This window comes from Salinibacterium sp. ZJ450, assembly GCF_011751885.2.
Taxonomy (GTDB): domain Bacteria; phylum Actinomycetota; class Actinomycetes; order Actinomycetales; family Microbacteriaceae; genus Ruicaihuangia.
On sequence record NZ_CP061771.1, the window covers coordinates 2,766,772 to 2,792,944 of the forward strand.

At 67.2% G+C, this 26,173-nt stretch carries 27 protein-coding genes and 1 tRNA gene; 12 read left to right on the forward strand and 16 right to left on the reverse strand.

The genetic code is table 11. The annotated features are described in order from the left end of the window. Positions 1–30: 30 nt before the first annotated feature. Genes nrdE through nrdH form a run of 3 tightly spaced genes read right to left on the reverse strand, consistent with a single transcriptional unit; the run spans position 31 to position 2,863 of the window. On the reverse strand, positions 31–2,190 hold the full coding sequence (nrdE, locus tag HCT51_RS13360) for a class 1b ribonucleoside-diphosphate reductase subunit alpha (protein ID WP_370626835.1): 2,160 nt from the start codon (positions 2,188–2,190) through the stop codon (positions 31–33). Continuing rightward, positions 2,160–2,576 (reverse strand): class Ib ribonucleoside-diphosphate reductase assembly flavoprotein NrdI, encoded by a 417-nt coding sequence (gene nrdI / locus HCT51_RS13365; RefSeq protein ID WP_166877884.1) that lies wholly within the window; start codon positions 2,574–2,576, stop codon positions 2,160–2,162. Before nrdI ends, nrdE begins: the two co-directional genes overlap by 31 nt. 53 nt (positions 2,577–2,629) lie before the next feature. Beyond that, positions 2,630–2,863 carry a glutaredoxin-like protein NrdH gene (gene nrdH / locus HCT51_RS13370; RefSeq protein WP_166877881.1) on the reverse strand — a complete coding sequence of 78 codons (234 nt, stop codon included), beginning with the start codon at positions 2,861–2,863 and terminating at the stop codon, positions 2,630–2,632. 306 nt (positions 2,864–3,169) lie between these two features. On the opposite strand from nrdH, the gene HCT51_RS13375 reads away from it, so the two are divergent. Together HCT51_RS13375 and HCT51_RS13380 are read left to right on the forward strand one after the other, a co-directional pair. After that, the gene (locus tag HCT51_RS13375; RefSeq protein ID WP_166877878.1) at positions 3,170–4,378 is read left to right on the forward strand and encodes an MFS transporter; all 1,209 of its coding nucleotides are present in this window, start codon (positions 3,170–3,172) and stop codon (positions 4,376–4,378) included. Positions 4,379–4,399: 21 nt separating this feature from the next. After that, positions 4,400–5,128 (forward strand): alpha/beta fold hydrolase, encoded by a 729-nt coding sequence (locus HCT51_RS13380; protein WP_166877874.1) that lies wholly within the window; start codon positions 4,400–4,402, stop codon positions 5,126–5,128. 48 nt (positions 5,129–5,176) lie between these two features. On the opposite strand, the gene HCT51_RS13385 is transcribed toward HCT51_RS13380, so the two are convergent. From HCT51_RS13385 to HCT51_RS13400, 4 genes are all read right to left on the reverse strand, one after another. Beyond that, positions 5,177–5,875 carry a response regulator gene (locus HCT51_RS13385; protein ID WP_166877871.1) on the reverse strand — a complete coding sequence of 233 codons (699 nt, stop codon included), beginning with the start codon at positions 5,873–5,875 and terminating at the stop codon, positions 5,177–5,179. A 63-nt stretch (positions 5,876–5,938) separates the two neighbouring features. Beyond that, complete coding sequence (locus tag HCT51_RS13390; RefSeq protein ID WP_166877868.1) at positions 5,939–6,919, reverse strand: aldo/keto reductase; 981 nt, start codon at positions 6,917–6,919, stop codon at positions 5,939–5,941. A gap of 17 nt (positions 6,920–6,936) precedes the next feature. Continuing rightward, positions 6,937–7,317, reverse strand: a complete 381-nt coding sequence (locus tag HCT51_RS13395; protein ID WP_166877865.1) for a DUF1304 family protein — start codon at positions 7,315–7,317, stop codon at positions 6,937–6,939. A gap of 40 nt (positions 7,318–7,357) precedes the next feature. Next, positions 7,358–8,143 (reverse strand): alpha/beta fold hydrolase, encoded by a 786-nt coding sequence (locus HCT51_RS13400; RefSeq protein ID WP_224760496.1) that lies wholly within the window; start codon positions 8,141–8,143, stop codon positions 7,358–7,360. Positions 8,144–8,240: 97 nt separating this feature from the next. On the opposite strand from HCT51_RS13400, the gene HCT51_RS13405 reads away from it, so the two are divergent. After that, positions 8,241–9,161 (forward strand): DUF4349 domain-containing protein, encoded by a 921-nt coding sequence (locus HCT51_RS13405; RefSeq protein ID WP_166877859.1) that lies wholly within the window; start codon positions 8,241–8,243, stop codon positions 9,159–9,161. A 5-nt stretch (positions 9,162–9,166) separates the two neighbouring features. On the opposite strand, the gene HCT51_RS13410 is transcribed toward HCT51_RS13405, so the two are convergent. After that, entirely contained in the window at positions 9,167–9,514 is a 348-nt protein-coding gene (locus HCT51_RS13410) for a DUF488 domain-containing protein (protein WP_166877856.1), read from the reverse strand. Between the two features lie 107 nt (positions 9,515–9,621). Here HCT51_RS13410 and HCT51_RS13415 point away from each other — a divergent pair, with 107 nt between their 5' ends. From HCT51_RS13415 to HCT51_RS13430, 4 genes are all read left to right on the forward strand, one after another. Next, positions 9,622–9,813 carry a hypothetical protein gene (locus HCT51_RS13415; RefSeq protein ID WP_166876964.1) on the forward strand — a complete coding sequence of 64 codons (192 nt, stop codon included), beginning with the start codon at positions 9,622–9,624 and terminating at the stop codon, positions 9,811–9,813. A gap of 80 nt (positions 9,814–9,893) precedes the next feature. Next, positions 9,894–11,207, forward strand: a complete 1,314-nt coding sequence (locus HCT51_RS13420; protein WP_191413895.1) for an MFS transporter — start codon at positions 9,894–9,896, stop codon at positions 11,205–11,207. Between the two features lie 194 nt (positions 11,208–11,401). Continuing rightward, entirely contained in the window at positions 11,402–12,772 is a 1,371-nt protein-coding gene (locus tag HCT51_RS13425) for an MFS transporter (RefSeq protein WP_166877853.1), read from the forward strand. Between the two features lie 92 nt (positions 12,773–12,864). Next, positions 12,865–13,461 (forward strand): NADPH-dependent FMN reductase, encoded by a 597-nt coding sequence (locus HCT51_RS13430; protein ID WP_166877850.1) that lies wholly within the window; start codon positions 12,865–12,867, stop codon positions 13,459–13,461. A 29-nt stretch (positions 13,462–13,490) separates the two neighbouring features. On the opposite strand, the gene HCT51_RS13435 is transcribed toward HCT51_RS13430, so the two are convergent. The 6 genes from HCT51_RS13435 to galU form a co-directional block, all read right to left on the reverse strand. Beyond that, positions 13,491–14,537, reverse strand: a complete 1,047-nt coding sequence (locus HCT51_RS13435) for an NAD(P)-dependent alcohol dehydrogenase (protein ID WP_166877848.1) — start codon at positions 14,535–14,537, stop codon at positions 13,491–13,493. 124 nt (positions 14,538–14,661) lie between these two features. Then, complete coding sequence (locus HCT51_RS13440) at positions 14,662–15,483, reverse strand: hypothetical protein (protein ID WP_166877846.1); 822 nt, start codon at positions 15,481–15,483, stop codon at positions 14,662–14,664. A 197-nt stretch (positions 15,484–15,680) separates the two neighbouring features. After that, positions 15,681–15,753, reverse strand: a tRNA-Ala gene (locus HCT51_RS13445). 160 nt (positions 15,754–15,913) lie between these two features. Next, the gene (locus HCT51_RS13450) at positions 15,914–16,816 is read right to left on the reverse strand and encodes a hypothetical protein (RefSeq protein WP_166877844.1); all 903 of its coding nucleotides are present in this window, start codon (positions 16,814–16,816) and stop codon (positions 15,914–15,916) included. Positions 16,817–16,999: 183 nt separating this feature from the next. Beyond that, the gene (locus HCT51_RS13455) at positions 17,000–17,656 is read right to left on the reverse strand and encodes a GNAT family N-acetyltransferase (RefSeq protein WP_166877841.1); all 657 of its coding nucleotides are present in this window, start codon (positions 17,654–17,656) and stop codon (positions 17,000–17,002) included. A 52-nt stretch (positions 17,657–17,708) separates the two neighbouring features. Beyond that, positions 17,709–18,602 (reverse strand): UTP--glucose-1-phosphate uridylyltransferase GalU, encoded by an 894-nt coding sequence (gene galU / locus HCT51_RS13460; RefSeq protein ID WP_166877837.1) that lies wholly within the window; start codon positions 18,600–18,602, stop codon positions 17,709–17,711. A 40-nt stretch (positions 18,603–18,642) separates the two neighbouring features. Between galU and HCT51_RS13465 the strand changes: the two genes are divergently transcribed. The 3 genes from HCT51_RS13465 to mscL are packed head-to-tail and all read left to right on the forward strand — an operon-like array spanning position 18,643 to position 20,148. Beyond that, a complete protein-coding gene (locus HCT51_RS13465) occupies positions 18,643–19,227 on the forward strand; it encodes a 5-formyltetrahydrofolate cyclo-ligase (protein WP_166877834.1) in 585 nt (194 codons plus the stop codon). 2 nt (positions 19,228–19,229) lie between these two features. Next, positions 19,230–19,628, forward strand: coding sequence for an FmdB family zinc ribbon protein (locus HCT51_RS13470; protein WP_166877831.1), 399 nt, complete (start codon positions 19,230–19,232; stop codon positions 19,626–19,628). Positions 19,629–19,641: 13 nt separating this feature from the next. Next, the gene (mscL, locus tag HCT51_RS13475; RefSeq protein ID WP_224760497.1) at positions 19,642–20,148 is read left to right on the forward strand and encodes a large conductance mechanosensitive channel protein MscL; all 507 of its coding nucleotides are present in this window, start codon (positions 19,642–19,644) and stop codon (positions 20,146–20,148) included. 297 nt (positions 20,149–20,445) lie between these two features. Here mscL and HCT51_RS13480 read toward each other — a convergent pair whose 3' ends face one another. Next, positions 20,446–20,697 carry a hypothetical protein gene (locus tag HCT51_RS13480; protein ID WP_166877828.1) on the reverse strand — a complete coding sequence of 84 codons (252 nt, stop codon included), beginning with the start codon at positions 20,695–20,697 and terminating at the stop codon, positions 20,446–20,448. Beyond that, positions 20,694–24,698 (reverse strand): AAA family ATPase, encoded by a 4,005-nt coding sequence (locus tag HCT51_RS13485; RefSeq protein ID WP_191413630.1) that lies wholly within the window; start codon positions 24,696–24,698, stop codon positions 20,694–20,696. The genes HCT51_RS13480 and HCT51_RS13485 overlap by 4 nt, the downstream gene beginning before the upstream one ends. A 168-nt stretch (positions 24,699–24,866) precedes the next feature. On the opposite strand from HCT51_RS13485, the gene HCT51_RS13490 reads away from it, so the two are divergent. Further along, positions 24,867–25,238: a DoxX family protein gene (locus tag HCT51_RS13490; protein ID WP_166877823.1), complete on the forward strand. Its 372-nt coding sequence runs from the start codon at positions 24,867–24,869 to the stop codon at positions 25,236–25,238. Positions 25,239–25,604: 366 nt separating this feature from the next. Further along, complete coding sequence (locus HCT51_RS13495; RefSeq protein WP_166877818.1) at positions 25,605–26,129, forward strand: hypothetical protein; 525 nt, start codon at positions 25,605–25,607, stop codon at positions 26,127–26,129. Positions 26,130–26,173: the final 44 nt, after the last annotated feature.

A 26,173-nucleotide genomic window follows, 5' to 3' on the forward strand; every position in this document is an offset into this window, starting at 1 on the left:
GGTTATACGCGGAAGCGAGGGGGGAAATCGTCACAGCATGCATGAGACGCAGCCCTCGACCTCGGTGCCCTCCAGGGCCATCTGACGCAGGCGGATGTAGTAGATCGTCTTGATCCCCTTCTTCCATGCGTAGATCTGCGCCTTGTTGATGTCGCGAGTGGTGGCGGTGTCCTTGAAGAACAGCGTCAGCGACAGGCCCTGGTCCACGTGCTGCGTTGCGGCGGCGTAGGTGTCGATGGTCTTCTCGTAGCCGACCTCGTAGGCGTCCTGGTAGTAGTCCAGGTTGTCGTTCGTCATGAACGGCGCCGGGTAGTAGACGCGGCCGAGCTTGCCTTCCTTCCGGATCTCGATCTTCGACGCGATCGGGTGGATCGACGACGTCGAGTTGTTGATGTACGAGATCGAACCGGTGGGCGGCACCGCCTGCAGGTTCTGGTTGTAGATACCGTGCTTCTGAACGGATGCCTTCAACTCCAGCCAGTCCTGCTGCGTGGGCACGTGCACCTGCGAGTTCGCGAACAGTTCCTGCACGCGCTCGGTTGCCGGCTCCCAGACCTGCTCGGTGTACTTGTCGAAGAACTCCCCCGACGCGTACTTGGAGTCGGCGAAGCCTTCGAAGGCCTGGCCGCGCTCGATGGCGATCTTGTTCGACGCCTGCAGCGCGTTGAAGAGCACCGTGTAGAAGTAAATGTTGGTGAAGTCGATGCCCTCTTCGGAGCCGTAGTAGATGCGCTCGCGGGCCAGGTAGCCGTGCAGATTCATCTGGCCGAGGCCGATGGCGTGCGACTTGTCGTTACCGAACTCGATCGACCGCACCGACGAGATGTGGCTCTGATCGGACACCGCGCTGAGGCCGCGGATCGCGGTCTCGACGGTCTGCGCGAAGTCGGGCGAGTCCATCGCGAGGGCGATGTTCATCGAGCCGAGGTTGCAGGAGATGTCCTTGCCGATCTGGTCGTACGACAGGTCGGCGTTGTAGGTGGTGGGGGTGTTCACCTGCAGGATCTCGGAGCACAGGTTCGACATGTTGATGCGGCCCTTGATCGGGTTCGCCGCGTTCACCGTGTCTTCGAACACGATGTACGGGTAGCCCGACTCGAACTGGATCTCGGCGAGGGTCTGGAAGAAGTCGCGAGAGTTGATCTTGGTCTTCTTGATCCGCGCGTCGTCAACCATCTCGTAGTACTTCTCGGTAATCGAGATGTCGCCGAACGGCACTCCGTACACGCGTTCCACGTCGTACGGCGAGAACAGGTACATGTCCTCGTTCTTCTTCGCCAGCTCGAAGGTGATGTCGGGCACGACAACGCCGAGCGACAGCGTCTTGATGCGCACCTTCTCGTCGGCGTTCTCACGCTTGGTGTCAAGGAAGCGCAGGATGTCGGGGTGGTGCGCCTGCAGGTACACGGCTCCGGCACCCTGACGGGCGCCGAGCTGGTTGGCGTAGCTGAAGGAGTCTTCGAGCAGCTTCATCACGGGGATGATGCCGGATGACTGGTTCTCGATCTGCTTGATCGGCGCACCGGCCTCGCGGATGTTCGACAGCGACAGGGCGACACCGCCGCCGCGCTTGGAGAGCTGCAGCGACGAGTTGATGCCGCGCGAGATCGACTCCATGTTGTCTTCGATGCGCAGCAGGAAGCAGCTGACCAGCTCGCCGCGCTGCGCCTTGCCCGAGTTCAGGAAGGTCGGGGTGGCCGGCTGGAATCGGCCGGCGATGATCTCCTCGACCAGGTTGGTGGCGAGCTTCTGGTCGCCCTGGGCGAGGCCGAGCGCCGTCATCACCACGCGGTCTTCGAACCGCTCCAGGTAGCGCTTGCCGTCGAACGTCTTCAGCGTGTAGGAGGTGTAGTACTTGAACGCCCCGAGGAAGGTGTCAAAGCGGAATTTCTTCGAGTACGCCAGGTCGCTGAGACCCTCGATGAACTCGAACGGGTACAGGTCGAGAACGGCCTTCTCGTAGTACTCCTTCTCCACCAGGTAGTCGAGCTTCTCCTTCAGCGAGTGGAAGAACACGGTGTTCTGGTTGACGTGCTGCAGGAAGTACTGACGGGCCGCCTCGCGATCCATATCGAACTGGATCTTGCCATCGGCGTCGTACAGGTTGAGCATCGCATTCAAGGCGTGGTAGTCCAGGCCCTCGACCTTGCTCGCTGTGACTACAGGGAGATTTGCGACTGCAGATTCCAAAATTGGTCCAATCCTGTGTTGACGGCCCGAGTGTCGTCGGGCGTGCCGAAAAGTTCAAAACGGTAAAGCAACGGGACCTTGCACTTGGCGGCGACGATGTCGCCGGCAATGCAGTAGGCCTCGCCGAAGTTGGTATTGCCCGCGGCAATGACGCCGCGCACCAGTGACCGGTTCTTCTCGTCGTTGAGAAACTTGATCACTTGCTTGGGCACTGCACCCCTCCCGTTTCCGCCGCCGTAGGTGGGGAGAACGAGAACGTAGGGCTCAGTGACGTGAATCGGATCGTCGTGCACCTTGAGTGGAATGCGGGTGGCCTTCCGGCCCAGGCTCTTGACGAATCGGTCGGTGTTGCCTGAAACGCTGGAGAAGTAAACCAGTCGATTCATTGCGATGCTCCAGGGAGAGCGGTCCTTCTTGAGCTGATCAAGAAGGACTGGTCTCACGCGATGCGAGTGGCCAGTTCGTTGATCTTGTCTGGACGGAATCCCGACCAGTGGTCGTCGTCGGTGATGACGACAGGGGCCTGCATGTAGCCGAGCGACTTGACCGCTTCGAGGGCCTGCTCGTCGGTCGAAACGTCGAGAACTTCGTACTCGATTCCCTTGCTGTCGAGTGCCCGATATGTTGCGGTGCACTGCACGCAAGACGGCTTCGTGTAAACGGTGATTGCCATCTAATTCCCTCCCCTTTTGCGACCTGCCACGGATCTTGTTTGGCAGTGAATCGATACTACATCTTGTGGTCCTCATTTGATCCGGCACTAGATGAAGTAATTACAGTCGTGTCATTATTCACAGGTTCGTCCACAGGCTTATGAACAGATTTGGCCCGTTTCTCCCAGCTTTGTCCCCAATTCTTCCCCTTACCACCGACATTTCTGCGGCAAGAATTAACCTCCGCAGTGGCTCTCTCGGGCGTGTCGCGCGGACGCGCTCCAGTCTGTCTTCGCGTCGTTTGCGAACCGTAGACTGATGCTCTTGTGACGAGCTATATGAGCATCCTGCGAACGCCCGGCGTGGCGCGCATCATCAGTGCTCAGTTGATGGCCCGTTTTCCGAGCGGCATGCTCTCGCTGGCCTACCTGCTGCACATCGAACGCATCCACGATTCGTATGGCGCAGCCGGGCTGGTGCTGGCGGCAACGAGCATCGGCCAGGCCGTCGCCGGTCCGCTCACCAGCCGCTGGATGGGCCGCTGGGGCATGCGTCCGGTCATCACCCTCACCCTCGTGGTGTGCCTGCTCTCTATGGTCGCCATCGCCTTCATCGAGATGCCGGTGTGGCTGTACATGCTGGTCGGCCTGTTCGGTGGGTTGAGCACACCCCCGATCCAGCCCGCCGTGCGCACCATCTACCCGAAGATGGTCAACTCCAAGCAGCTCACTCCCCTGTTCTCGCTCGACGCATCTGCGCAGGAGATCATCTGGGTGTTGGGCCCGGTGATCACCACGTTCATCGCCACGCAGATCTCCACCACCGTCGCCATCCTCGTCGCGGCCGCACTGCTGGTGCTCGGTGGGGTCTGGTTCCTGTCGTCGCCAGAGGTCGGGCGGGTGCGCATCCCGCGCAGCCGGCGTGCGTTCGGCAAGGTGTTGCTCAGAAGGCCGGTGCTGCTGGCCACGATCGTCGGCTTCCTGATGATCGGCGGCACTGCCGCGGTGGAGGCCAGCGTCGTGGCCGTCTACGGCGACGGTGGGCCCGAGGCCGGCATCGTGCTGGCGATCTGGTCGATCGGCTCGCTCGCCGGCGGCTTGTCATTCGGGCATATGCCGGTCGGGCCGTGGGCGCTCGCCCGGCGCATGTTCATTGTCTTCGTCGGCATCGCTCTGGCCGGTCTGGTGCTCGACTTCTGGTGGCTGTCACTCACCCTGCTGATCTCGGGAATCGGACTCGCCCCGGCCCTCGCGGTGTGCTTCGCGATCGTCTCCGCGAGCGTCAAGTTCAGCGACACCGCCGAGGCCTACGGCTGGGTCGGCACCGGACAGCTGATCGGCGCGGCAATCGGATCGGCAATCGCGGGCTTCATGATCGACGCGTACATGGCCGTCGGCGGCTTCGTGGTGGCATCCGTTTTCGTCTTCGCCGGATTCCTGTTCGCCGTGATCTTCGTGCGCTGGCACCCCGACCTGCGCGGCCGGGACGCCAGTCCGATTCCCGACACCGAGCCGGTGCCGGTCCAGCCCAGCTGAGTCGTTCGGTAGCGTAAGGGCATGGTCGCCCTTCCCCGTCTCACCACCCTTGGAACATCCGGCAAGCGCGCCCTGCTCGTGCACGGCCTGGGGTCGAACGGCGGCACCTGGTGGCAGCTGGCCGAGCGTCTGGTGCAGGAGGGTTGGCAGGTCACCATGGTCGACCTGCGCGGCCACGGAGGAGCGCCACGCGTCGACGACTACACGCTCGACGCCCTCGCCGCCGACCTGCCCGTTGATGAGTGGGACCTCGTGATCGGCCACTCGCTCGGCGCCACCGCCAGCATCATCGCGGCGCAGAACGACTCGTTCACCTACCGCCTGGTGCTGCTCGATCCGCCGCTGCTGCTGACCGACTCCGACCTCGACCAGATCCGGGCCGGCGAGGTTGCCGAACTCACGCAGAACGCCGATGAGCTCACCGCTGCGCACCCGAGCTGGCATGCCCGCGACATCCAGGCGAAGCAGACCGCGCTCGAACAGGTTGATCCGGATGCTGCCGGGCGCGTGTTCGACCAGAACCGGCCGTGGAACCTACTGCCCGAGGCATCCGCACTCACCGTGCCCACCCTGATCATCGGCGGCGACCCCGCCGTCTTCACCATGCTGCCGCCGGAGGTCGGGCAGCGGCTGGCGCGGCAGAACCCGCTGGTTCGGTACACCAAGATCTCGGGCAGCGGGCATTCACCGCACCGTGAGGCCCCGGATGTCACGGCCTCGGTGCTGCTCGGCTGGCTCGACGAGTTTTAGCCTGCCCCCGGGCGTCTTGGTCCACACGCGCACCGTCTGTTTGCTCCCTCAGTCGTCTGACCGGGTTCCCCGAACGGCGAAGATCGCGGCTTGGGTGCGGTGCTCGAAACCCAGCTTCGCCAGCAGTCCGGACACGTAGTTCTTCACCGTCTTCTCCGCAATGGTGAGTCGCTCGCCAATCTGCCGATTCGTCAACCCAGACGAGATCAGCGCAAGCACCTGTCTCTCGCGCATGCTGAGGCTATCCAGGCGGGGGTCCGACCGCTCCCCCAGAGCCAGTGCATCGCCGGTTCGCTCGTGCGGGATCCGATCCGGGATCGACTTTCCCGCCGCGACCGCACGAATCGCTGCGACCAGCTGGTTTCCGCGGATGTCTTTCACCAGGTATCCAGCCGCGCCCGCGATCAGTGCGGCGTGCCTGGCTTGTTCGTCGTCGTGCGCGGTGAAGATGAGAAATCCGGTGGGCAGAGCCTGCGCGTTCAGCTCGCGGCAGAGGTCTATTCCGTTGCCGTCGGGTAGGCGCACGTCGAGCAGTGCCACATCGGGAGTGGTGGCCGGTATCCGCGCCCGAGCCTCCCGCACACTGCTCGCCTCGCCGATCAGGTGCAGATCGGGTTCGGACTCAATGAGGTGCGCGACCCCGCGGCGCACCACCTCATGATCGTCAAGAACGAAGACACGAGTTCGCCGCGGAACACGATCGAGTCGTGGCCCGTCAGGATGATCCACCGGAAGCTCGTTCGTCATGGTGTTCCCGAATCCTCGCCCACCGGGGCCGCCGACACAACCCCTACGACGTTCGCCCCGCGGTCACCAGCGCGCGTGCACGTCGGCGCGGAAGTAGCGGTCGTACAGGTCGCGAACCGCCGCGGTGAAGTCGTCGCCGAGGGGTGGCAGCTCCCCCGCCGCGGCATTCGCCCTGGCCTGCTCGGGTGAGCGCGCGCCCGGGATCACCGTGGACACCCCATCGAGTTGCGCCACCCAGGCGAGCGCCGCCTGCGCCGGCGGCAGGTCGCCGGCCAGCGCCGCGAACTCCTGCGCCGCGATCACGCCCGTCTCGAAGTCGACACCGGCAAAGGTCTCGCCCTGATCGAATGACTCACCGTGCCGGTTGAAGGTGCGGTGGTCGTCGGCCGGGAACGTGGTGTCGCGGGTGTACTTGCCGCTCAGCAGTCCAGACGCCAGCGGCACCCTGGCGAGGATGCCGACGCCGGCGTCGATTGCGGCGGGCAGCACCGCGTCCAGCGGCTTCAGCCGGAACGCGTTCAGAATGATCTGCACCGTCGCCACTCCCGGTCGGGCAATGGCGGCGAGGGCCTGGTCGGCGGTTTCGACGCTCACCCCGTAATGCGCGATCGCGCCGTCCTGCACCAGGGTGTCCAACGCGTCGTACACCTCGTCGCTCTCGATCACCGCGGTGGGCGGGCAATGCAGCTGCACCAGATCCAGCGTGTCGACGCCCAGGTTCAGCCGGGACCGCTCGGTCCAGGCTCGAAAGTTCGCCAGCACGTAGTTCTCCGGCACCTGGTCGAGCCTGCGGCCCATCTTGGTGGCGACGGTCACCCCGCTGTCGGGGTTGTCGACCAGCCACGCGCCGATGATCGATTCACTGCGGCCGTCGCCGTAGGAATCCGCGGTGTCGAACAGGGTGACGCCGGATGCCGCGGACGCGTCGAGCACCGCGCGCGCATCCGCTTCGTCGACCTTACCCCAGTCGCCGCCGAGCTGCCAGGTGCCGAGGCCGATCACCGACACGCGGCGGCCGGTGCGGCCCAGAATTCGGTGCTCCATGTGCACAGCCTCCGGTCTCAGCCGCCCACCAGGGCGGCGATGATCGTGACGAGCGGCAGCCCGGATTGTGCGATCGCGCCGCGCCACAGCGTGCGATTCGACACCACCAGCACGATGCCCAGGATCACGTTCGCCGCGCAGACGAAGAAGATCAGGGTGCGGCCGATCAGCGGGTCCGTCGTCTGCAGCAGGATGACGCCGAGGATCGCGCCGGCGCCGAGCACCATGTTGTAGAAACCCTGGTTCACTACCCACAGCCGCACCGCGCGCTGAACTTCCGGACGGATGAGGAACATCGAGTGGAACCGTTGATCGCGGTAGAAGAAGGCCTCGAGCACTCCCACCCCGATGACCAGCACGCCGACCAGAACCGCCAGCACCTGCGCGACAGGATTCATGCTCTGACTGTAGAGGCGCGCGCGAGCCGGCGGGAAGGGGTCAGCCGACCGCCGCCGCGACGACTCGGGCCAGCCGGGGGCGGATCAGGTGGTCGTTGGCGTCGACCTTATGCACGGTGACGTGACGCATCTGCCCCACGATCTTGAGCCCAGCCGGGGCCAGGAACGGGTCGAAGGTGCCGTAGACCACCTCGACCGGCACCGACACCGCGGCGATGTCGCTGACGCTGGTCTGCGACTCGATGGCGTTCTGCAGCGTGTACACGAAGGCGCGCCAGTTGCGTTCGGAGACGTCGAGCACGTTCTTGATCGGCGAGAGCCGGCCCAGGCGGGTCGCGGCCTTGATGGTGAACTCCTTGTTGCCGCGCAGGTACTCGTAAACCTTGCTGTAGATGCCCAGTGCGGCGCGGTCCATCGGGTCGGACACCGCGCTCGGCGGCACATAGATGGGCGGCGAGACCAGCACCAGCTTCGTGAGCTTGCGCGGGTGAAGCGTGGAGTAGCGCGCCACGATCAGGCTGCCGAGCGAGTGCCCGACAAGCACGAACCGCAGCTTCAGCTTGAGCGAGCGGATGGTGGCATCCAGCGCCTCGACATGCTCCTCCATCGTGTACGCGGCCTCGTCGGGTGACGGCGATTCGCCGAACCCGAGCACGTCGATGGAGATGACCCGATGGTGCGGGGCCAGCAGCGGAACCAGGTTCTCGAAGGTGACCGATGACGAGGCGATGCCGTGCACGAGGATCACCACCGGCCCGGTTCCCACATCGCTCGCAACGTGCAGGACGGGCGCCTTGCTTTTACGCGTCCAGCCGAACCACCCCACAGCCCCGATTATGGCAGGTGGCGACATCCGTGCTGACGTTCAAATCGTGACAAACGTTGGGTAGTGCTCAGGATGGCTTGCACCGTACCGTGATGGCATGAGGCGAATACTGGGAACCACAGCACTCCTGGCCGCCGTCATCGCCCTCGCCGGGTGCACCGGCTTGGCTGGCAGCGACACGAGCACCACCGCGCCCGAGGGCACGGTCACCGATCAGGGTGGTGGCATCAGCAGCGAGATGGCGCCGGGTGCGCCCGGTGCGATTCCGGATGTCGCGGAGTCCGATGGCGACCGGCAGGTGATCAGCACTGGATCGATCACGGTGGTCGCTGACGACCCGATCGCCGCGGCCGCGGACGCCACCGACATCGTCGAATCGGCCGGCGGCCGAGTCGACAGCCGGTACGAACGGACGCCGACCGACGGCAGCCCGGGCAGCGCAACGCTGACCCTGCGTATTCCCGCGGATCGGCTGACGCAGGTGCTCGACGACCTGAAGCGACTCGGCGACGCCCGCGAGGTGTCGGTCGCCACGGACGATGTCACCGTGGTCGTCCAAGACCTCGACGCCCGCATCGAGGCGCTGAGTGCATCCGTTGACCGCCTGTTGGCATTGCTCAGCTCCGCGACCGACACGAAGACCCTGATCGAGTTGGAGACCGCGCTGTCCTCTCGGCAGGCCGAGCTGGAGAGCCTGGAGTCGCAGCGCCGCTACTACGCCGACCAGGTGGCACTGGCGACGATCACGCTCACGCTGCTCTCGGAGACGGAGGCCGCACCCGAGACCCCGAACACGTTCTGGTCGGGGCTGACGGCCGGGTGGGAAGCGCTTGTCGGGTTCTTCGCCGGACTGCTGGTGGCGTTCGGGGTGCTGCTGCCGTGGCTGGTGCTGGTCGCGCTGCTCGCGGCCGCGGTGATCTTCGTCGCGCGGCGGGTTCGGCGGCGCAAGGGCGTGCAGCCGGGTGGTCCGGTTGCTGCTGCTTCAGCTGCAGACTCCGGCACGCCCGGGGCTGGCTAGCTCGGTCAGCGCTCGGCGAGGTAGTCGCGCAGCACCGCAGCGTGGTTGACCATGGGGTCCTTCGAGGCGTACACCAGCGTGACCGTCGGGTGCTGCGCGATGATGCCCTCCAGCTCGGCGACCGCCGCCGCCTGGTCGAGCTCGGCACGGTACCGTCCCGCGAACTCGTCGAATCGGCCGGGGTTGTGGTGCCACTCCTTCCGCAGCTCGGAGCTCGGCGCGACATCCTTCAGCCACAGGTCGACCGCGGCGCGGTCCTTCGTGACGCCGCGCGGCCAGAGCCGGTCGACGAGCACGCGATATCCGTCGGCGGGATCGGCATCGTCGTACGCGCGTTTCAGCTGGACTGCCATGGGCCCATCCTGCCAGCGACCCCGCCCTTTAAGTAGCGCACGCGACCCCGCAGACATTGCGCACAGACCCCTTGACGACCATCGGGTTCTGGGAGGATTCTGACGACGTGAGCAAACGCACGTGGGTCTACGTGATCGCGGTGCTCGTGCTTGTGGTGCTCGCCCTCTGGGTTGTGCTCTCGCTCAGCGCAGCACGCCAGAACCTACCGGCCACCGAGAACGCTCATGGGCTCGTCCAGGTGCTGGAGGACGCCGGCGCGACGTCGACGCCTGCGTTGAGTCGAGCGCCAGCCGAGTAGCGCAGCCCGTCCCGTCATCCCCTTCGCCGCACCGGTACCATCGGGGAGCGGCCTGTGTCGCTTGTTCGAAGGGCACGACCATCTCTGTTTCAGCCGGCACGCGCACGCACCTTGTCGACCTCACTCCCCTGAAACAGAGTCCGGCTTTCGCTCGCCTCTGGGCGGGCAACACGATCGCCGGGATCGGCAGCCAGATGACCGTGGTCGCGGTCGGTCTGCACATCTTCGACATGACGTCCTCGACCTTCGCGGTGGCGATGGTCGGCACCGTCGCCCTGCTGCCCATGGTGTTCGCCGGCCTCTACGGCGGCATGCTCGCCGACGCGTTCGACCGGCGCAAGGTGGCGCTCGCCTCGGCGATCGTCGCCTGGCTGTCGACGGCGGCGATCGCCGGCAGCGCCTGGCTGTCGGTTGACGTGCTCTGGCCCTATTACCTGTTCACGGCGCTCAACGCTGCGGCGGCCACCGTGATGGGCACCTCACGGAACGCCATCCTGCCGCGCCTGCTGCCGCGGGAGCTTCTGCCCGCGGCATCCGCGCTGACCGGCATGAGCATGGGACTCATGATCACGGTCGGACCGGCGCTAGCCGGCGTGCTCGTGGCGGGTGTCGGCTTCACCTGGACCTACACGATCGACGTGGTGCTGTTCACCGCTGCGTTCCTCGGCATCTTCACCCTGCCGGCGATCGTGCCGGAAGGCGAGCGGCACAAGCCAGGACTCGACTCGGTGCGGTCGGGTCTGGCGTTCCTGCGGACGGCGCCGAACATCCGGATGTCGTTCATCGTCGACATTATCGCCATGACTTTTGGCCGCCCGCACGCACTGTTTCCCGCCGTGGGGGCGCTCATCATCGGCGGCGGGCCGGTGGCGGTCGGCCTGCTCACCGCGTCGGGTGCGCTTGGCACGATGGTGAGCAGCCTGTTCTCGGGCCGGGTCGGTCAGGTGCGCTGGCACGGTCGGGCCATCGGCTGGGCGATCGCGGCGTACGGCGCGTGTGTGCTCGGGTTCGGGGTGGTGCTCGCGGTCGCGAACACGGGCTGGATTCATCCGATCACCGAGTCGATGGATGCCGCGAACCTGCCGGCCCTCATCCTCGCTTGTCTGCTGCTGGCCGGCAGTGGTGCCGCCGACAACGTCAGCTCGATTTTCCGGACGACCATGATGCAGACGGCTGTCCCGGACAACATGCGCGGCCGGCTGCAGGGCATCTTCACCGTCGTGGTCACCGGTGGACCTCGTGTGGGCGATTTCTACATCGGAGTCGTGGCGGCGTTCGCGGCCCTCTGGATTGCCCCAGTGCTCGGCGGGGCGCTGATCGTGGCGTTGATCGCGCTGCTGATGCGGTTCAACGCGGGCTTCCGGCACTACGACGCCCTCAACCCGACGCCGTAGGGGGACGGCTGCGCCGGGAGGCGCGGCTGCGCGCGCAGAACGGCAGCGATCCTTCGCGACGCGCCGCTCAACTGCGCCAACGGACGGCGTTTCATCGCCGAATGCTGCCGTTCTGCGCGGCCCAATCGCCCCCGTGAGTGCGCCGCGAGCGCGCGCACTATGCGGCCACCCCCGAATGCGACGACAATGTGCTCATGACACGGGAACAACGGCTGGTTCTCGCGATCGCGATTCTCGCCTCCTTCGTCGCGTTCCTCGACGGTTCGGTGGTCACGGTCGCGCTACCCGCGATCAAGGAGGACCTCGGCGGAGGACTCGCCACCCAGCAGTGGGTGGTCGACGCCTACCTGATCACCCTCGGCGGCCTGATCCTGGTGGCCGGGTCGCTGTCCGACCTATACGGGCGCATCAAGGTGATCCGCTGGGGCCTGATCGGCTTCGGGGTGGCCTCGGTGCTCTGCGCGGTGGCCCCCACCCCGGAGTTCCTGGTCGTCGCCCGCGCGCTGCAGGGCATCGCCGGAGCCATGCTGGTGCCGAGTTCGCTGGCGATGATCATGTCGAGCTTCCGCGACGTCGCGCAGGCCAAGGCGATCGGCGCCTGGACAGCCTGGACCAGCGCCGCGTTCATCGCCGGCCCGCTGGTGGGCGGCATCTTCGTCGACCTGCTGTCGTGGCGGCTGGTGTTCGCGATCAATGTGGTGCCGATCGCGATCACGCTGTGGCTGCTGGTGCGGCTGGGCCACACGGATGTGCGCAAGGAGGGTGTGCGGATCGACTTCCTCGGCGCGGTGCTCGCCACGATCGGCATCGGTGCCCCGGTGTTCGCTTTGATCGAGCAGGGCAACCTGGGCTGGCAGAACCCGGCGATCTGGGCGACGATGGCGGTCGGCATCCTCTCGTTCGCCGCGTTCTTATGGCGGCAGCACACCATTCGTGACCCGATGATGCCGCTCAGCCTGTTCCACGTTCGCAACTTCAGCTGGGGCAACGTCGCCACCACCTTCATCTACGCCGGGATCTCGCTCGGCAACTTCGCGCTGATGGTGTTCCTGCAGGAGACCGGCGGGTACCCGGCGACGCTCGCCGGCCTGGCGCTGATGCCGGTCGAGATCATCCTGATTCTGCTCTCCTCCTACATCGGCGGGCTCGGCGGAAAGTACGGGCCGCGGCTGTTCATGACTGTCGGGCCACTCGTGATGGGAATCGGCTTCATCGTGCTGCTGACCATCACCCCCGACGTGAACTACCTCACCCAGGTGCTGCCCGGTGTGGTGCTGTTCGGGCTGGGTCTGGCGATCACCGTGGCGCCGCTCACCTCGGCGATCCTCGGCTCGATCGACCCCAGCCAATCGGGCATCGGCTCGGCGATCAACAACGCGGTGGCGCGCGTCGCCGGCCTCGTCGCGATCGCCTTCCTCGGCGTGATCACCATCACCGGGCTCGACCCCGCCGGCTTCCGGCGGGCGATGATCACCACCGCCGCGCTGTTCATCCTGGGCGGGGTCGTGTCATTCATCGGCATCCGAAATCCCATCAAACAACGAGCGGATGCCGCGCACGAGTAGATCCCCGCTTGTGCAGGCGTGACATCCAGCTGCCCCGGGATGACACTGGGAAGTGCGCTTACCCACCACTCCCACCGAAAGAAGGAAGCGCCATGGCCACCATCATCGAGCACGAGCCCCCGTACAAGGTTGGCTACTTCGTCGGCAGCCTCTCCACCGCGTCGATCAACCGCACGCTGTCCAAGGCACTCGTGCGCCTCGCGCCGCGCGAGCTGCAACTGACCGAGATCCCGATCAAGGATCTGCCGCTCTATAGCCCCGACTACGACGCGGAGTTCCCACCGGAGGCGCGCGCGTTCAAGGACGCAATTGACTCGGTGGATGCCGTCTTGTTCATCACCCCCGAGTACAACCGGTCCATCCCGGGTGGGCTGAAGAACGCCATCGACTGGGGCAGCCGTCCCTGGGGACAGAACTCGTTCAATCGGGTGCCGTCCGCGATGATCGGCGCGTCGATCGGTGCACTCGGCACCGTGGTGGCGCAGCAGAACCTGAAGAGCGTGATGTCGTTCTGCAACTCGCCACAGATGAACTTCCCGGAGGCGTACATTCACATCACACCCGGGCTCATCACCGATGACGGTGAGGTCACCAACGACGGCACCACGGACTTCCTGCGCAACTTCCTGGAGGAGTTCCGCGAGTTCATCATCCGGGTGCTGACGGTCGTTCCGAAGACCGGACGGTAGGTTCGGCGGCCGCGGTAGTTCTGCCGGCGCTAAACGCCGTGCGGCACCACGACGGCACGTCCGGAAAGCTGCCCTGACTCGAGCTTTCGGTACGCCTCGAGTGCGTCATCCATCGAGTACCGCTCGATCTCCGGTTGGATCTGCCCTGCCTGGTACATGTCGACCACCTCGTAGAGGTCTTCGATGGTGCCCCAGTAGGTGTTGGTGATGGTCGACTCGTACGGTGTGCCGAAGAACGACCACTCGGTGGTGCCGCCCGCGATGCCGACCACCGTGCAGCGTCCGCCCTGCGCCATCGAGGCCTGCGCGGTCTTGATGGTGGGCGTCGCACCGACGAAGTCGAATGCGGCATCCACGCCGCGTCCATCGGTCAGGGCGCGGATGGCGGCGACCTGACCGTCGCCGCCGGGAACGGTGAGCGCTCCGGCTGCGGCGGCGCGCTCCATCGCATCCTGCTTCATGTCGGTGGCGATGATGGTGGCTCCGGTCAGCGCCGACAGGATCTGCACGGCGATCTGACCGAGCCCGCCGAGCCCGATCACCAGGGCAAATCGGCCGCCTCCGGCAAGGTTCGGGAGCGAGTTCTTGATGGCGTGATACGGGGTCAGGGCGGCGTCGCTGAGCGGCGCTGCGGCGATGGGGTCGGCGTCACCGAGCGGGATCAGGTTCCGGGCGGGCACGACAACGTACTCGGCCATCCCTCCGTCGCGGCCGAGTCCGATGCCCAGGTACGGCATGGTGGCGGCGTTCTCGCAGTAGGTGTCCTGACCGCGCGAGCAGGCGCGGCAGTGGCCGCAGCCGACGGGTCCGTAGACCAGGAACGCGTCGCCGACGGTGAACCCGTGCACTCCGGGTCCCATTTCCTCGATCCAGCCGGAATTCTCGTGGCCGAGGGTGAACGCCGGTCGCTGGGCGCCCGGTGCTCCCTCGACGAAGTCCTTGTAGATGGCGACGTCGGAGTGGCAGGCCCCGGCGCCGGCGACCTTCAGCAGCACCTCGCCGGGACCGGGCTGGGGACGTTCCACCTCCTCGAGGGAGGGGAAGGTCTGGTAATCGGTGAACACGATTGCACGCATGACGGTTACTCCGTTCCCGGCCCGAACGGCGGACGCCTGAGGGCCTATTGCCTATTTGTTGGTCACGGTACGCCCAGCCCCTTGGCGCTCCGTGTGTATCCCCGCGTGCACCCGGGTGCCACGGTCAGGGCGCGTTGAGCTCGATCAGCTCGGCGGTGCCGCTTCCGCCACGCACGGTCTTCTCCACGATCATTCCGATGCCGGGAGCGTAGGACTTCTCCTCTACAACCTCGGGTTCGAGCGGATTCCACTCCTGGGTGGTGATCACCTGCTCGAAGTAACCGAAGGTCACCGTCATCCGCTCGTCCACTCGCAGCACCTGCATCAGGTCTTCCGCCTCGCCCGGGTAGAACTCCTGCCGGTACGCGGCACCCACCCGCGGCACGCCCGGCATCACGATGCCGGGCAGCGCGCCATCCACGCCGGCCTCCCACGATCCCGCGGTACTCACGCTGCCGGCGGCGTCGTACTCCTTCACGTCCTCGCCGAGGTACCAAACGTTGCCGTCGGTGTCCTGGGTGAACCAGTCGAAGGTGTCCTCGACGAGTTGCCCGTTCACGGTGACCGAGTCGCGCACCACGACCGCGTCGATACCCATCACCGTGCGCCGCTGATCGGTGACGACAACCTCGGTGCGCTCGATTTCACCGTCGGACTCCCCCTCATACACCCAGCGTGAACCGACCTCGAGCGGCAGGTATTGGTTGTCGATCGCGGCGACCGTGTCGGCCGCGGTGAGGTCGGGCTGGTAGTTGCCGCCGTCGCCGGGGTCGATCACCGGGCCGGGAGCGGATGTCGCGGACGGGGTAGAGGTGGTCTGGTCGGGGCTGGTCTGGTCGGGGCTGGTCTGGTCGGCGGTCTGGTCTGGGGGCTGGCCGGGGGCGCATCCGGCCAGGGATGCCGCGACGACGAGTGCCAGCACCGCGATGGAGCGCGAACCGATCATGCTCCGATGCTAGAACCGGACGGCACCCGGCGGCAGGGGCGCCGCGCATTCAGGGGGCCCGTGTGCATTCAGGAGGATGAGCTGCGAATGCCGCGGCGTGCCGCGCCAGCGCACAGGGCGTGTCGCCCGAATCTCCTTCGGGACGAACGCGCCCGGCATGAAAACAGCCCCGGCCTAATGGCCGGGGCTGTTAGTTGTGGACCCAAGGGGATTCGAACCCCTGACCTCCTCGATGCGAACGAGGCGCGCTACCAACTGCGCCATGGGCCCAAACTGCCTAGTTAGGTTATCACCCCGCGGGAGGGTTTCGAGACGCGGCCGACATCCGCCGCGCTGGGGTGAGCGCTGCGAAAACGGCCGAACGCTCGCGCCGCGGCAGGGGCGCTCGGCCGTTTCCGCGGCGCTCGCCTCGTGCTACCTGCAGACGGGGCTACGCACGACGGCGGCGGCGCAGCGCAGCGTCGAGGTCGGGCGCCTGCGTGGTGTCGTGCTCGACAATGCCCATCCGCGCGAACCGGCTCTGCACCTGGGCGTTGATCGGCACGACCTCGGGCTCGGCGTGCGCGGCGACGATTGCCGCCTGGCGTTCTTCCTCGGCACGGCGCAGCTCGGCGATCAGGTCGACCTCGACCATCACCGGCTTCTGCACCTCGGGCTTCGACAGGTACAGCGGCTTCGGCACCGGGACCGGGGTCCACTCGCGCGCGACCTGCGGCTGCGGCGCGGTACGCACCGGGGCGGGCGCCTGTCGCCTGATCGGGGTAGCCATGGCACGTGACATCCGGGCCCGTCCGACCTTGGCGAGGCGTCCGAGCATCCACACTGCGGTGCTTCCCACGGCGCCACTGGCAATCAGCACACCCCAGGCGCCGGCGGCGACACCGGTGGTGGCCATCAGCGCCAGCTGCGCGACGCCGGTGATGAGCGCGACGAGCAGAATTACGGATGTCGCGGCGCGGGTGCGGCGCAACCTGAGGGCGGCGTCGGTGGCGGTGACCGCGGCGGCGATCGCCGGCTGGGTTTCGACCAGGCGGCGCTGCTCGGAGCGGGCGGCTGCGGCCTCGCGGGCGCGGGCGACGGCGTCGGCGCGCTGCGCCTCCTGCTTGAGGGTGCGCTGCTGGGCGGCGATCTCACGGGCGGTGGACTCGGCGCGAACGGCCTGGGGAACCTCGGCGGTCTCGGCCATCACCCGCAGGGTCTGCTGCAGACGCACGGCATTGCGCTCGGTGGCGAGGTACTCGCGGCGCCTCGCCCACGCCGGAAGCAGATACACCAGCCAGAGCAATGCTGCGACCGCCAGCATTATCGCGGTACCCGCCCCCGAGAATTCCATGTCTCTACGCTACAGAGTCGCGGGCAAAGCTTTGTGCGCGGCGCGCGGCGTTTCCGGCGCGACACGCCGCAGCGGGGCAACGAAACGCTCCGAGCATCCGGCGCTTCTCAACCGAAACCGGCCGCGTCGCAACGGACGCCCTCGAGTCGACAGTGCCGGTGCGCGGCAGGCCACAAGGGCGCCTTAGCCGCCGAGCCGCAGCGGCGACTGTGCGAGCGCCCGATCGGCAGCCGGCACGGTGGCCGCGGAGGCCGGCACCCGCCCGTCGAGCCAGCGCCGCATCACGCCCTGCGGAAGCTCGTCGACGGTCAGCGCGAAGCAGAAGTGGTCTCGCCAGTCGCCGTCGATGTGGATGTAGCGTCGGCGCAGCCCCTCGTAGCGGAAGCCGAGCTTCTCGACCACGCGCAGGCTCGCCACATTCTCGGGCCGGATGCAGATCTCCATGCGGTGCAGCCCGAGCGAGAAGAAGCAGAAGTCGGTGGCGAGGGCCACCGCGGCGGGCGTGATGCCGAGACCGGCGAAGCGCTCGGACACCCAGTAGCCGATCGTGGCGCTCGACAGTGACCCGTATGCGATCGAGGACACGTTCAGCTGCCCGGCGAACTGGCCGTCGTACTCCACCACGAACGGCACGCCGGCTCCGGCGCGCGAGTTGGCCAACAAGGAGCGGATGCTCGACCGCGTGTCGAAGTTGATCGAGCCGCTGGGGTTGGTGGCCTCCCAGCGCCGCAGCCAGCTGCGGTTGGCGGCGAGCTCCGTCTCGAGTACGCGCGCATCCCGCAGCCGGATCGGACGGATGCTGATGCGACCCTGACGCAGGGTTGGTGCGGGCGCTGACATGTTCTAGTTCTAGCCGCTTTTCGATTCCAGGTGAGGGCTCAGTCTGAGGGGCTCAGTCGAGCTTCGCGGCGAAGTCCTTCAGCCACGGTGTCAGGTCGGGGCCGAGGTCGTCGCGGTCCACCGCGAGCTGGATGATCGCCTTGATGTAGTCCAGCCGATCGCCGGTGTCGTAGCGTCGGCCGCGGAACACCACGCCGTACACGCCGCCGGTCCAGTCCGGGGCGGTCGCCATCGTCTCCAGCGCGTCGGTCAGCTGGATCTCGCCGCCCTTGCCGGGCGCGGTCTTCTCCAGCACGTCGAACACCTCGGGCTTCAGCACGTAGCGTCCGATCACGGCCAGGTTGGAGGGGGCGGTGCCCGGTGCGGGCTTCTCGACGAGCCCGGTGATGCGCACCACGTCCTCTTCCTCGGTGGCCTCGACCGTGGCCACACCGTAGAGGTGCGCCTGCTCCGGGTCGACCTCGAGCAGGGCGACCACGGAGGCGTTGCGCTGCCCCTGCACCTCGATCATGCGGCTGAGCAGCACGTCGCGCTCGTCGATGATGTCGTCACCGAGCAGCACGGCGAACGGCTCGCGGCCCACGTGCATCTTGGCGCGCAGCACGGCGTGGCCGAGACCCAGCGGGTCACCCTGGCGCACGTAGTGCATGTCGGCGAGGTTGGTGGAGAAGTTGACCTTGTCGAGCTTGTCGGTGTCGCCCTTGCGGGTGAGGGTCGCCTCCAGCTCGCCGTTGCGGTCGAAATGGTTCTCCAGAGCGTTCTTGTTGCGCCCGGTGATCATCAGCACGTCGGTCAGCCCGGCTGCCACGGCCTCCTCGACCACGTACTGGATGGCCGGCTTGTCGACAACCGGCAGCATCTCCTTGGGCATCGCCTTGGTGGCCGGCAGGAATCGTGTTCCCAGTCCGGCGGCAGGTATTACGGCTTTTGAGATCTGGAAGGGCATGTGACTAAGGCTATCGGTCGCATCCAAATACACTTCAACTATGTCGTACGACGCGATTGACGAAAAGCGCGCACTGCGGGCCGAGTTGCGCGAGCGCCGGCGCTTCATGACGGCTCCGGAACGGGCGAAGGCGGATGCCGCGTTGACCCGCAACCTGATCGAGCTTGTCGAGCGCACCGGCGCCCGCTCGATCTCTGCCTACCTGTCCACGCCGTACGAACCGAGCACGCGGGAGTTTGTGCAGTGGGCCTGCGACCGCGACATCCGGGTGCTGCTGCCGGTCTCCCGGCAAGACGGCCTGCTCGACTGGGCACCATACGACGGCGGCGACGAAGAGGACGACCTGTTCGGGATGCCGACCCCGACCAGCGAACTGCTCGGCCCGATCGCGATCAACGAGGTGGACCTGATCTTCGTGCCCGCAGCATCCGTCGACCGTTCCGGCATGCGGATGGGCTGGGGAATGGGATACTTCGACAAAACGTTGGGTTCGATGGAGAAGTGCCCGCCCGTCTATGCTGTCATCTTCGACAGTGAGCTCGTCGACGAGGTGCCCAGCGAAGTGCATGACCAGCGAGTCGACGGTGCGGTGACTCCGTCAGGAATAGTTTCGTTTAAGGATTGATCATGCCCACCTACTCTTACCGTTGCACCGAGTGCTCGAATTCGTTCGACATCCAGCAGGCGTTTACGGATGACTCGCTCACCGTGTGCCCGAGCTGCAGCGGCAAACTGCGCAAGCTGTTCTCGGCGGTTGGGGTGACGTTCAACGGCTCCGGCTTCTACCGCACCGACAGCCGTGCCGCCGCGGCGGGGTCGTCTGGCAAGGCTGGGTCGTCGGGCAAGTCTGAGTCTGGGTCGTCGGGCAAGTCTGGGTCTGAGTCTGGGTCGTCGGGCGGGTCGTCCGCGGCTGCGCCGGCTGCGGCATCCGCTTCATCATCATCATCATCATCATCGTCTTCGTCGTCTTCTTCGTCGTCCTCGTCTGGATCATCTGCTTCCGGTAGCAGCGCCGCTGCCAGCTGAGTCGCGCCGCCCGATGGCGCCCGAAACCAAGGGATACACAGTGCTCAAGGGATTCAGAGACTTCATCACGCGGGGCAACGTCATCGACCTGGCGGTCGCGGTCGTCATCGGTACCGCGTTCACGGCAATCGTCAACACGCTGGTGGCGTCCCTGTTCAACCCGCTGATCGGCGCACTGTTCAACGCCGAGAGCCTGTCGCAGACCGGCATCGTCACCATTCCCACGCTCGGCGGCGCAGGGACCGCTGAGCTCGGGTTCGGCGCGGTGTTGGCCGCCGTGATCCAGTTCCTGCTGGTCGCGCTCGTGGTGTATTTCGTCTTCGTCTTCCCGATGAACAAGTTCCGGGAGCACGCCGCCGCTCGCCGTTCCGCGCAGACCGGTGCTCCGGTCGAGGAGTCCGCTCCCACCGAGACGGAGTTGCTCGCCGAGATCCGCGACATCCTGGCGCAGGTGCAGACGGACCGCGGGCGGCACTCCGAGCTGTCCGACGGCGTCCCCGCCGCGCGCGACCACGCTTAGAACCACCCGGTTCGAACCGAGCGGGCCGCGGCGCGACCGGGCGCTGCTTATCCACCCTGTTTCACACCTGATTCCGCAGAAATGGCCTATGCCGCCGAGTGGCATGGGCCATTTCTGCTGAATTACGGATGTCGCAGCCAGCGAAGTACCTCCCGCGCGCTGCGCGGGGCGGTCGCGCGGCAGTCAGCCGCGCAGAACGGCAGCATTCCGGGATGACACGCCGCCGGCGGCCTGTCTTGCACGGCGTGTTGCGACGGATCGCTGCCGTTCTGCGCACCCCGCACCCCGCGGCGCTGATCAGCCCCAGTGCGGGGGCTTGTCCTGCTTCAGGCGGTCGTCATTCTCGTGCTCGTCGTGGCGCGGTTGTTCGGATGACGGGGTCGGGTCTGATCCGGGCGGCGGCTCCGTGGTGACACGGCGGCGCTTGCGGCGCGCGCCAGCAGCGGGCGGGCCCGCGGCATCCGGCGAGGCTACGGCGTCGGGCGAACCCGCGACATCCGCGGCATCCGTCGGCTGCTGGTCAGGCTTGGTGTGGTCGTCCGAGGTCACGCACCGACCACCCCGATCGGCTCGGTGATCGGGCCTGTGGGTGCGCCGATGATGGCGCAGACCTTGTCGGCCACGGCATCCGGGTCGCTGAACAGTTCGAAGGAGTGCACCCGCAGGTAGTGCCAGCCGAGGCGGCGCAGCATCTCCGGGCGCAGCCGCAGCGACTCGCGCAGGCTGGTGCGCTGCAGCACCGCGTCGGTGTCGATCGCGATGCAGGCGCCACCGTGCGCGGCGACGAGGCCGAGCTTGTTGCGGTGTCCGAGGGCGACGACCAGGCCGCGCTTCTCCAGGCGGCGGGCCAGGTCGACCAGCATCGGGTCGCTGTCATCGGGCAGCGGGTCTTCGGCGGCGCGGGCGCTGATCTCGGTGAGGATCTCGGCGAGGGCGACGGCGCCGTGGTTCATCCGGCCCTCTTCGATGTCTTCGGCCCGGAAGCAGGTGACGATCTTGAGGTGACGGCGGGCGCGGGTCATGCCGACGGCGAGCAGGCGCTCTCCGCCGGGTTCGCCGAGGGCGCCGAAGTCACTGAGCACGCGGCCGTGCGGGGTGCGTCCGTAGCCGATGGAGAAGATCACCCGGTCGCGGCTCTGCGCCACGGCCTGCTCGAGGGTGAGCACCGCGAACGGCTCCGGCCGGTCGCCGATGATGATCTCGCTGATGTCCGGACGGGCCGCCACCGCGGTGAGCACCGCGTGCTGCACGCGCACCGCGTGCTTGGCGCTGGCGGTGAGCACCATCAGCGACTCCTGCGGGCGGGTCGCGGCGTGGGCGAGCACCAGCTCCACCACGCGCTGCACCTCGGCGTCGACGCTCTCCACCGAGCCGTCGTCGGGGTTGGGCATGCCGGTGCCGTCCTCGATGTAGTCGAGGGTGAGGCTGCCGTGCCCGAGGAAGCTGCCGGCCCACGGCAGCGACTGGATGCGCCCACCGTAGAAGCGGCGGTTCACCAGTTCGGCGAGGTCCTCGCCGCCGGCGCGGTAGCTGCGGGTGAGCGACAGGGTCGGCAGCAGCTCGCTGAGCTTCGCCAGCGCGGAGTCGTCGTGCCGATCGTCGATGGGACGGGGGGCGGATGTCGCGACATCCGTCTCCGGCTCGTCGATGGCAATGGTGAAGGGCGTCGGGGTCTGCGTCACCGGGTCGCCGAAGGCCACCACCTGGCGGGCGCGACGGATGGCGCCGACGTTCTCGGCGATCGTGGTGGCGCCGGCGTCGACGATCACGACGGTGTCGAACGGCATGGTGTCGGCGATCTCGTGCACCTCGTACGGGGAGGCCAGCCACACCGGGGCGACCGCGCGCGACAGGTGCGGGGCGCTGGTCTGCAGGTCGAACGCGGTGAGGTCGCCGCGGCGCAGTGTCTTACGCAGCTGGCTGGCCTCGTCCGGCCAGTCGGCGATGCCGAGCTTCCAGTTCTCCGCCACCTGCCAGCCGAGCAGCTGGGCGCTGCCGGCGGCGTGCGCCTCGTCGACCAGGCGGAAGTCGGCCTCGAGCCGGTCGAGCACGGGCGTGTTCGCGCCGAGCAGGGCCCGGTCTGCCTCGAGCAGCGACTCCAGGGCCGACTGCCACCAGGCCAGCTCGAGTTCGGCGCCGACCTGCGAGTCTGGCAGGTGCCGCATCGCCAGGTCGTTGATCAGCGGGTCGAGCTCGAGGTCGCGCAGCGTCGTCATCAGGGCGGTGCGCTCTTGCAGGTTGTTCAGCACGTCGGATTCGGCGGCGAGCGCGGTGATCCGCTGGGTGAGCGTGTCGATCGGCAGGAAGGCGAGCTGCTGCTCTCGGGACACATAGCCGAGCGGACCGTCGAGCAGCGACAGGTCTTGCGTGACCTCCTGGTAGGCCACCTGCACGTCGGCGATGCCCACCGGCACCTCGGGCGTGACCCCGCTGGCCACGAACCGCTGCCAGAGGATGCGCTGCTGCTGGATGCGCGACAGCGCGTCGTGCAGGTCGTTCACGTGCACGCCGGGGCGCACGTACTCCTTGGCGAGCTTCTTCAGCCGGCGACGGTTGCCGGATGACATCTCGGGCGCCTCACGGCGGGGAGCCGTCGCGGCGATCAGCTCGCTGATCGACCGGTCGAAGACCACCGGCAGGAACTTGTCGAGGGTGTCGCGCAGGTCGGTGAGCAGCCGCAGGTAGATGCCGAGCTCGTGCACGGACTCGAACGGGCGCAGCCGGGTGGAGCCGATCAGCTCTCCGGCGCGCACCAGCAGGCGGGGCAGGGTCTCGGCCTTCAGCTGCTTGGCCAGCGCGTGCGCCCGGCCGGCCTCCTCGCCGTTGGCGAACTGCGCGCCGTACCACGGTGAATCGCCCGGTCCGTAGCGGAACTCCCCCAGGCTCGCGGCCTGCACCATGGTGTCGGCGACCCGGTGCCGGTCGTGCGCGAGGCGCTCCACCGAGGCGCGCGACAGCCGCGCCGTGGTCGACGGCGGGGTCGGCAGCAGCGCCAGCCGGCTGAGTTCGGTGACGCAGTCGAGCACGCTGATGCTGAGCACGGCGTCAGGCTTGGCGAGCGCCTGGCGGTAGTCGAGCAGCACGGTGCGCAGGCGCACCAGGGCGTCGTCGACCTCGGCCAGCTCGGCGGCCTTCGCCTTCTCGTTGCGGGAGATGGAACGGATGATGTCGCGGCGCAGGGTGCGCGGGGCGACCGCGAGCCCGGGCAGGCCGACGTCGCCGAAACGTTGCGCGATGCCGCGCAGCGTGGCGCGGCGGGGGCTGACGACCAGCACCCGCTTGTTCTGGCCGATCAGGGCGCCGAGCGCGTTGACGATGGTCTGGGTGCCGCCGGTGCCGGGCAGCGTCTTCACGACCACGGAGTTGCCGGCGGCGATCTCGGCGACCACCTGCTCCTGCTCCGAGTCGGCGTCGAGCAGCAGCACGTCGGTGGAGGGTTCGCGCATGTCGGCGCCGAGCGCCTCGATCTCGCTGTGCCCCTCTTTCACGCTCCACTTCGCGGTGGAGTTGCCGGCGAGGGCGTCTAGCACTGGATGCTCGCAGTTGGCGGCATCCGCGGTCAGTCCAGAGGCGACGTCCGCGAACGACGACACCACCAGACGCGGCTGAACGTTGAACCACTCCAGGTGGCTGGTGAGCCCGCGTAACCGGTCGATCACCGGGTTTGGCTTGAAGGCGCCGTCGTCGTCGGTGAGCCGCACGAAGGCCTCGGCATCCAGCGTGATCTGGAACTGCTCCTTCATGGCCCGGCCGAATTCCGGGTTGAGGAAGGCGTCGCCGCGCAGCTTGACCTCGAAGTCACGTCCGTGGCGGCGGATGGCGAGCGGCCGCAGCAGCACGGGAGCGCGGTACTCGACGCCGTCGTTGGTCCATTCGGCGATGCCGATGCCCAGGTGGATCGAGTCGATGCCCCGCGCCGTGGAGAGCTCGAGACCCTTCGCGGCGATCAGCCCGGCCGCGCTCTTCGCGGCACGCAGCGCGAGGTCGTCGCGGATCAGGCTCGACAGCGGCGTGGTCTTGCCGGTGATGAACTGGGCGAGGCCGCCGGGATGCGTCACGCTCAACTCGATGCGCGTGCTCGGGGTGTCGGCGAAGTGCAGCAGCGGCGAGCGTCCGCCGATGGATGCCAGTTCGTCACGCCAGCTGGTGGCCGGCTCGGTCTCGGTGTCAGTCGCTTGAGCCAGCTTGTCCGCCTCGGTTCGTGGTTCGATCAGACTTGGCCGATCGGCAGTTGCGGCGCCGCGGGGCCGGGTGTTCACGGTGTTCTGCGACAGCCGGGTGCGGCCGAGCAGAGCGGCGTTCGGGGCCTCGTCGTCGGGCACTCGGTCGGCCGGGTTGGGCGGGGGGCTGTGGCGCAGGGCGCCGGTGGGCGCTTTGATCGGCACGGCGGTGTTCGGTATGGCGGTGTTCGGCATAGGACTGCTCGGCACCGCTTCGTCGGGGACGGCGCCGTTCGGAACAGCACCGTCTGGCACAGCACCCTCGGGCGCGCTGCTGTCTTGCACGCTGTCGCCCACGGAGGCCAGCTGCTCTACCGTCTCGTCAGTCACTCTTTCGGCACGCCACACGCAGGCAACCTTAAGCCGTATTAGCCCCGAAACCGCGCAGATACGCGGGGTTTCGGTCGACTGGTGAACTTCGCGGGAATTGTTTGCGGCATCCATCAGTTGAGCCGTTAGTAATTCTCGACTTTCTTTCAGAATCAAAGGAAACCCGATATGGAAATTGCTCTCTGGATCGTTGCGGGCATCGCCGCCCTCCTCTTCCTCGCAGCCGGCGCAATGAAGGCGCTGCAGCCGAAGGAAAAGCTCGCCACCTCGATGGGGTGGGTCAACGACTTCAGCGCCTCGCAGGTGAAGCTCATCGGCATGGCCGAGGTGCTGGGCGCGGTGGCTCTGGTGCTGCCTCCGATCGTCGGCATCGCGCCGATCCTGGTGCCGATCTCGGCGACCGCGGTCGCCGTGCTGATGGTCGGCGCGATCGTGGTGCACGCACGCCGCAGCGAGAAGCAGGTCATCCCGGTGAACGTGGTGTTGCTGCTGCTCGCGCTGTTCGTGGCGGTGGGACGATTCTTCGTCGAGCCGTTCTAAGCGATTCGGCGACCGCAGGTGCCGCGGGGCGACGCACAGCTGCGTCTGCCCCGCGGCCAGCGCCGCTCGGCGCACCCTGACGTGAGGTCTGGCAATCGGTCGTTCCCTGGTCGCAGGAACCACCAAACGCCAGACCTCAGGATCGGGGTGGAGACCAGCCGCGCATGCTCGTCCCCATCCCCTGACGTGAGGTCTGGCAATTGGTCCTTCCCGAGTCGCGGGAACCACCAAACGCCAGACCTCACGATTTCGACACGCTCGATTGGCCAGCAACGGGCGCTGGCCGCGGGGGGACGCAGTGATGCGTCTGCCTCGCGGCGTTTTGTTTGCCCTCGCTCGGCTCGGCCGTGGCAATAGGCTGCGAGCGTGGACTTCAACGTGGACGCCGAGACCGTCGCCGACGAGATCGCCGCCGACGAGGCCCAGACCGTGTGGAAACCCAGCCCGGTGGTGCAGTTGTTCCTGCAAGCGGTCGGGGTCGGCGCTGTGCTGGGCGCGCTGGTCCCCGTCGTTCCGCTCGCGCTGCAGTCAGTGCAGCTGTTACTCAGCGAGGCGGATGCCGCGGTCTGGAGCCCCGGCCTCTTCTTTGCGCTCTACGCCGCCATGATCGGCGCGATGGTCGGCGCCGCGGTGGGTCTGGGGGCTGCCGTGGCCGCGTTCGCCGCGATCAGGTTCGGTGACCGGGATCGCGACTGGTCGATTGGACGGCAGGCACTGGTCGGCGGCGTGGCTGCGTTCGGCCTGTGCGCGCTCGTCACGGCTGCGGCGACGTTCACGGTTACGCTCTCGTACGGTTCTTTCCTGAGCCCGCTGCCGCTGATCGTCGGGGCCGTGGCCGGGGGCATCGCGGCGGCGCTGATTGCGCGGACGCTACGCCGGATCGAGCACTGAGCCGGCACTGAGCCGGCACTGAGCTGGCGGCCGCCCCTCGCCGC

Bases quoted from the DNA above. Each gene is read 5' to 3' on its own strand.
- nrdI (WP_166877884.1), bottom strand. From the start codon at position 2,576: ATGAATCGACTGGTTTACTTCTCCAGCGTTTCAGGCAACACCGACCGA.
- nrdH (WP_166877881.1), bottom strand. From the start codon at position 2,863: ATGGCAATCACCGTTTACACGAAGCCGTCTTGCGTGCAGTGCACCGCA.
- HCT51_RS13380 (WP_166877874.1), top strand. From the start codon at position 4,400: ATGGTCGCCCTTCCCCGTCTCACCACCCTTGGAACATCCGGCAAGCGC.
- HCT51_RS13385 (WP_166877871.1), bottom strand. From the start codon at position 5,875: ATGACGAACGAGCTTCCGGTGGATCATCCTGACGGGCCACGACTCGAT.
- HCT51_RS13390 (WP_166877868.1), bottom strand. From the start codon at position 6,919: ATGGAGCACCGAATTCTGGGCCGCACCGGCCGCCGCGTGTCGGTGATC.
- HCT51_RS13395 (WP_166877865.1), bottom strand. From the start codon at position 7,317: ATGAATCCTGTCGCGCAGGTGCTGGCGGTTCTGGTCGGCGTGCTGGTC.
- HCT51_RS13405 (WP_166877859.1), top strand. From the start codon at position 8,241: ATGAGGCGAATACTGGGAACCACAGCACTCCTGGCCGCCGTCATCGCC.
- HCT51_RS13410 (WP_166877856.1), bottom strand. From the start codon at position 9,514: ATGGCAGTCCAGCTGAAACGCGCGTACGACGATGCCGATCCCGCCGAC.
- HCT51_RS13425 (WP_166877853.1), top strand. From the start codon at position 11,402: ATGACACGGGAACAACGGCTGGTTCTCGCGATCGCGATTCTCGCCTCC.
- HCT51_RS13430 (WP_166877850.1), top strand. From the start codon at position 12,865: ATGGCCACCATCATCGAGCACGAGCCCCCGTACAAGGTTGGCTACTTC.
- HCT51_RS13435 (WP_166877848.1), bottom strand. From the start codon at position 14,537: ATGCGTGCAATCGTGTTCACCGATTACCAGACCTTCCCCTCCCTCGAG.
- HCT51_RS13440 (WP_166877846.1), bottom strand. From the start codon at position 15,483: ATGATCGGTTCGCGCTCCATCGCGGTGCTGGCACTCGTCGTCGCGGCA.
- HCT51_RS13450 (WP_166877844.1), bottom strand. From the start codon at position 16,816: ATGGAATTCTCGGGGGCGGGTACCGCGATAATGCTGGCGGTCGCAGCA.
- HCT51_RS13455 (WP_166877841.1), bottom strand. From the start codon at position 17,656: ATGTCAGCGCCCGCACCAACCCTGCGTCAGGGTCGCATCAGCATCCGT.
- galU (WP_166877837.1), bottom strand. From the start codon at position 18,602: ATGCCCTTCCAGATCTCAAAAGCCGTAATACCTGCCGCCGGACTGGGA.
- HCT51_RS13465 (WP_166877834.1), top strand. From the start codon at position 18,643: ATGTCGTACGACGCGATTGACGAAAAGCGCGCACTGCGGGCCGAGTTG.
- HCT51_RS13470 (WP_166877831.1), top strand. From the start codon at position 19,230: ATGCCCACCTACTCTTACCGTTGCACCGAGTGCTCGAATTCGTTCGAC.
- mscL (WP_224760497.1), top strand. From the start codon at position 19,642: ATGGCGCCCGAAACCAAGGGATACACAGTGCTCAAGGGATTCAGAGAC.
- HCT51_RS13490 (WP_166877823.1), top strand. From the start codon at position 24,867: ATGGAAATTGCTCTCTGGATCGTTGCGGGCATCGCCGCCCTCCTCTTC.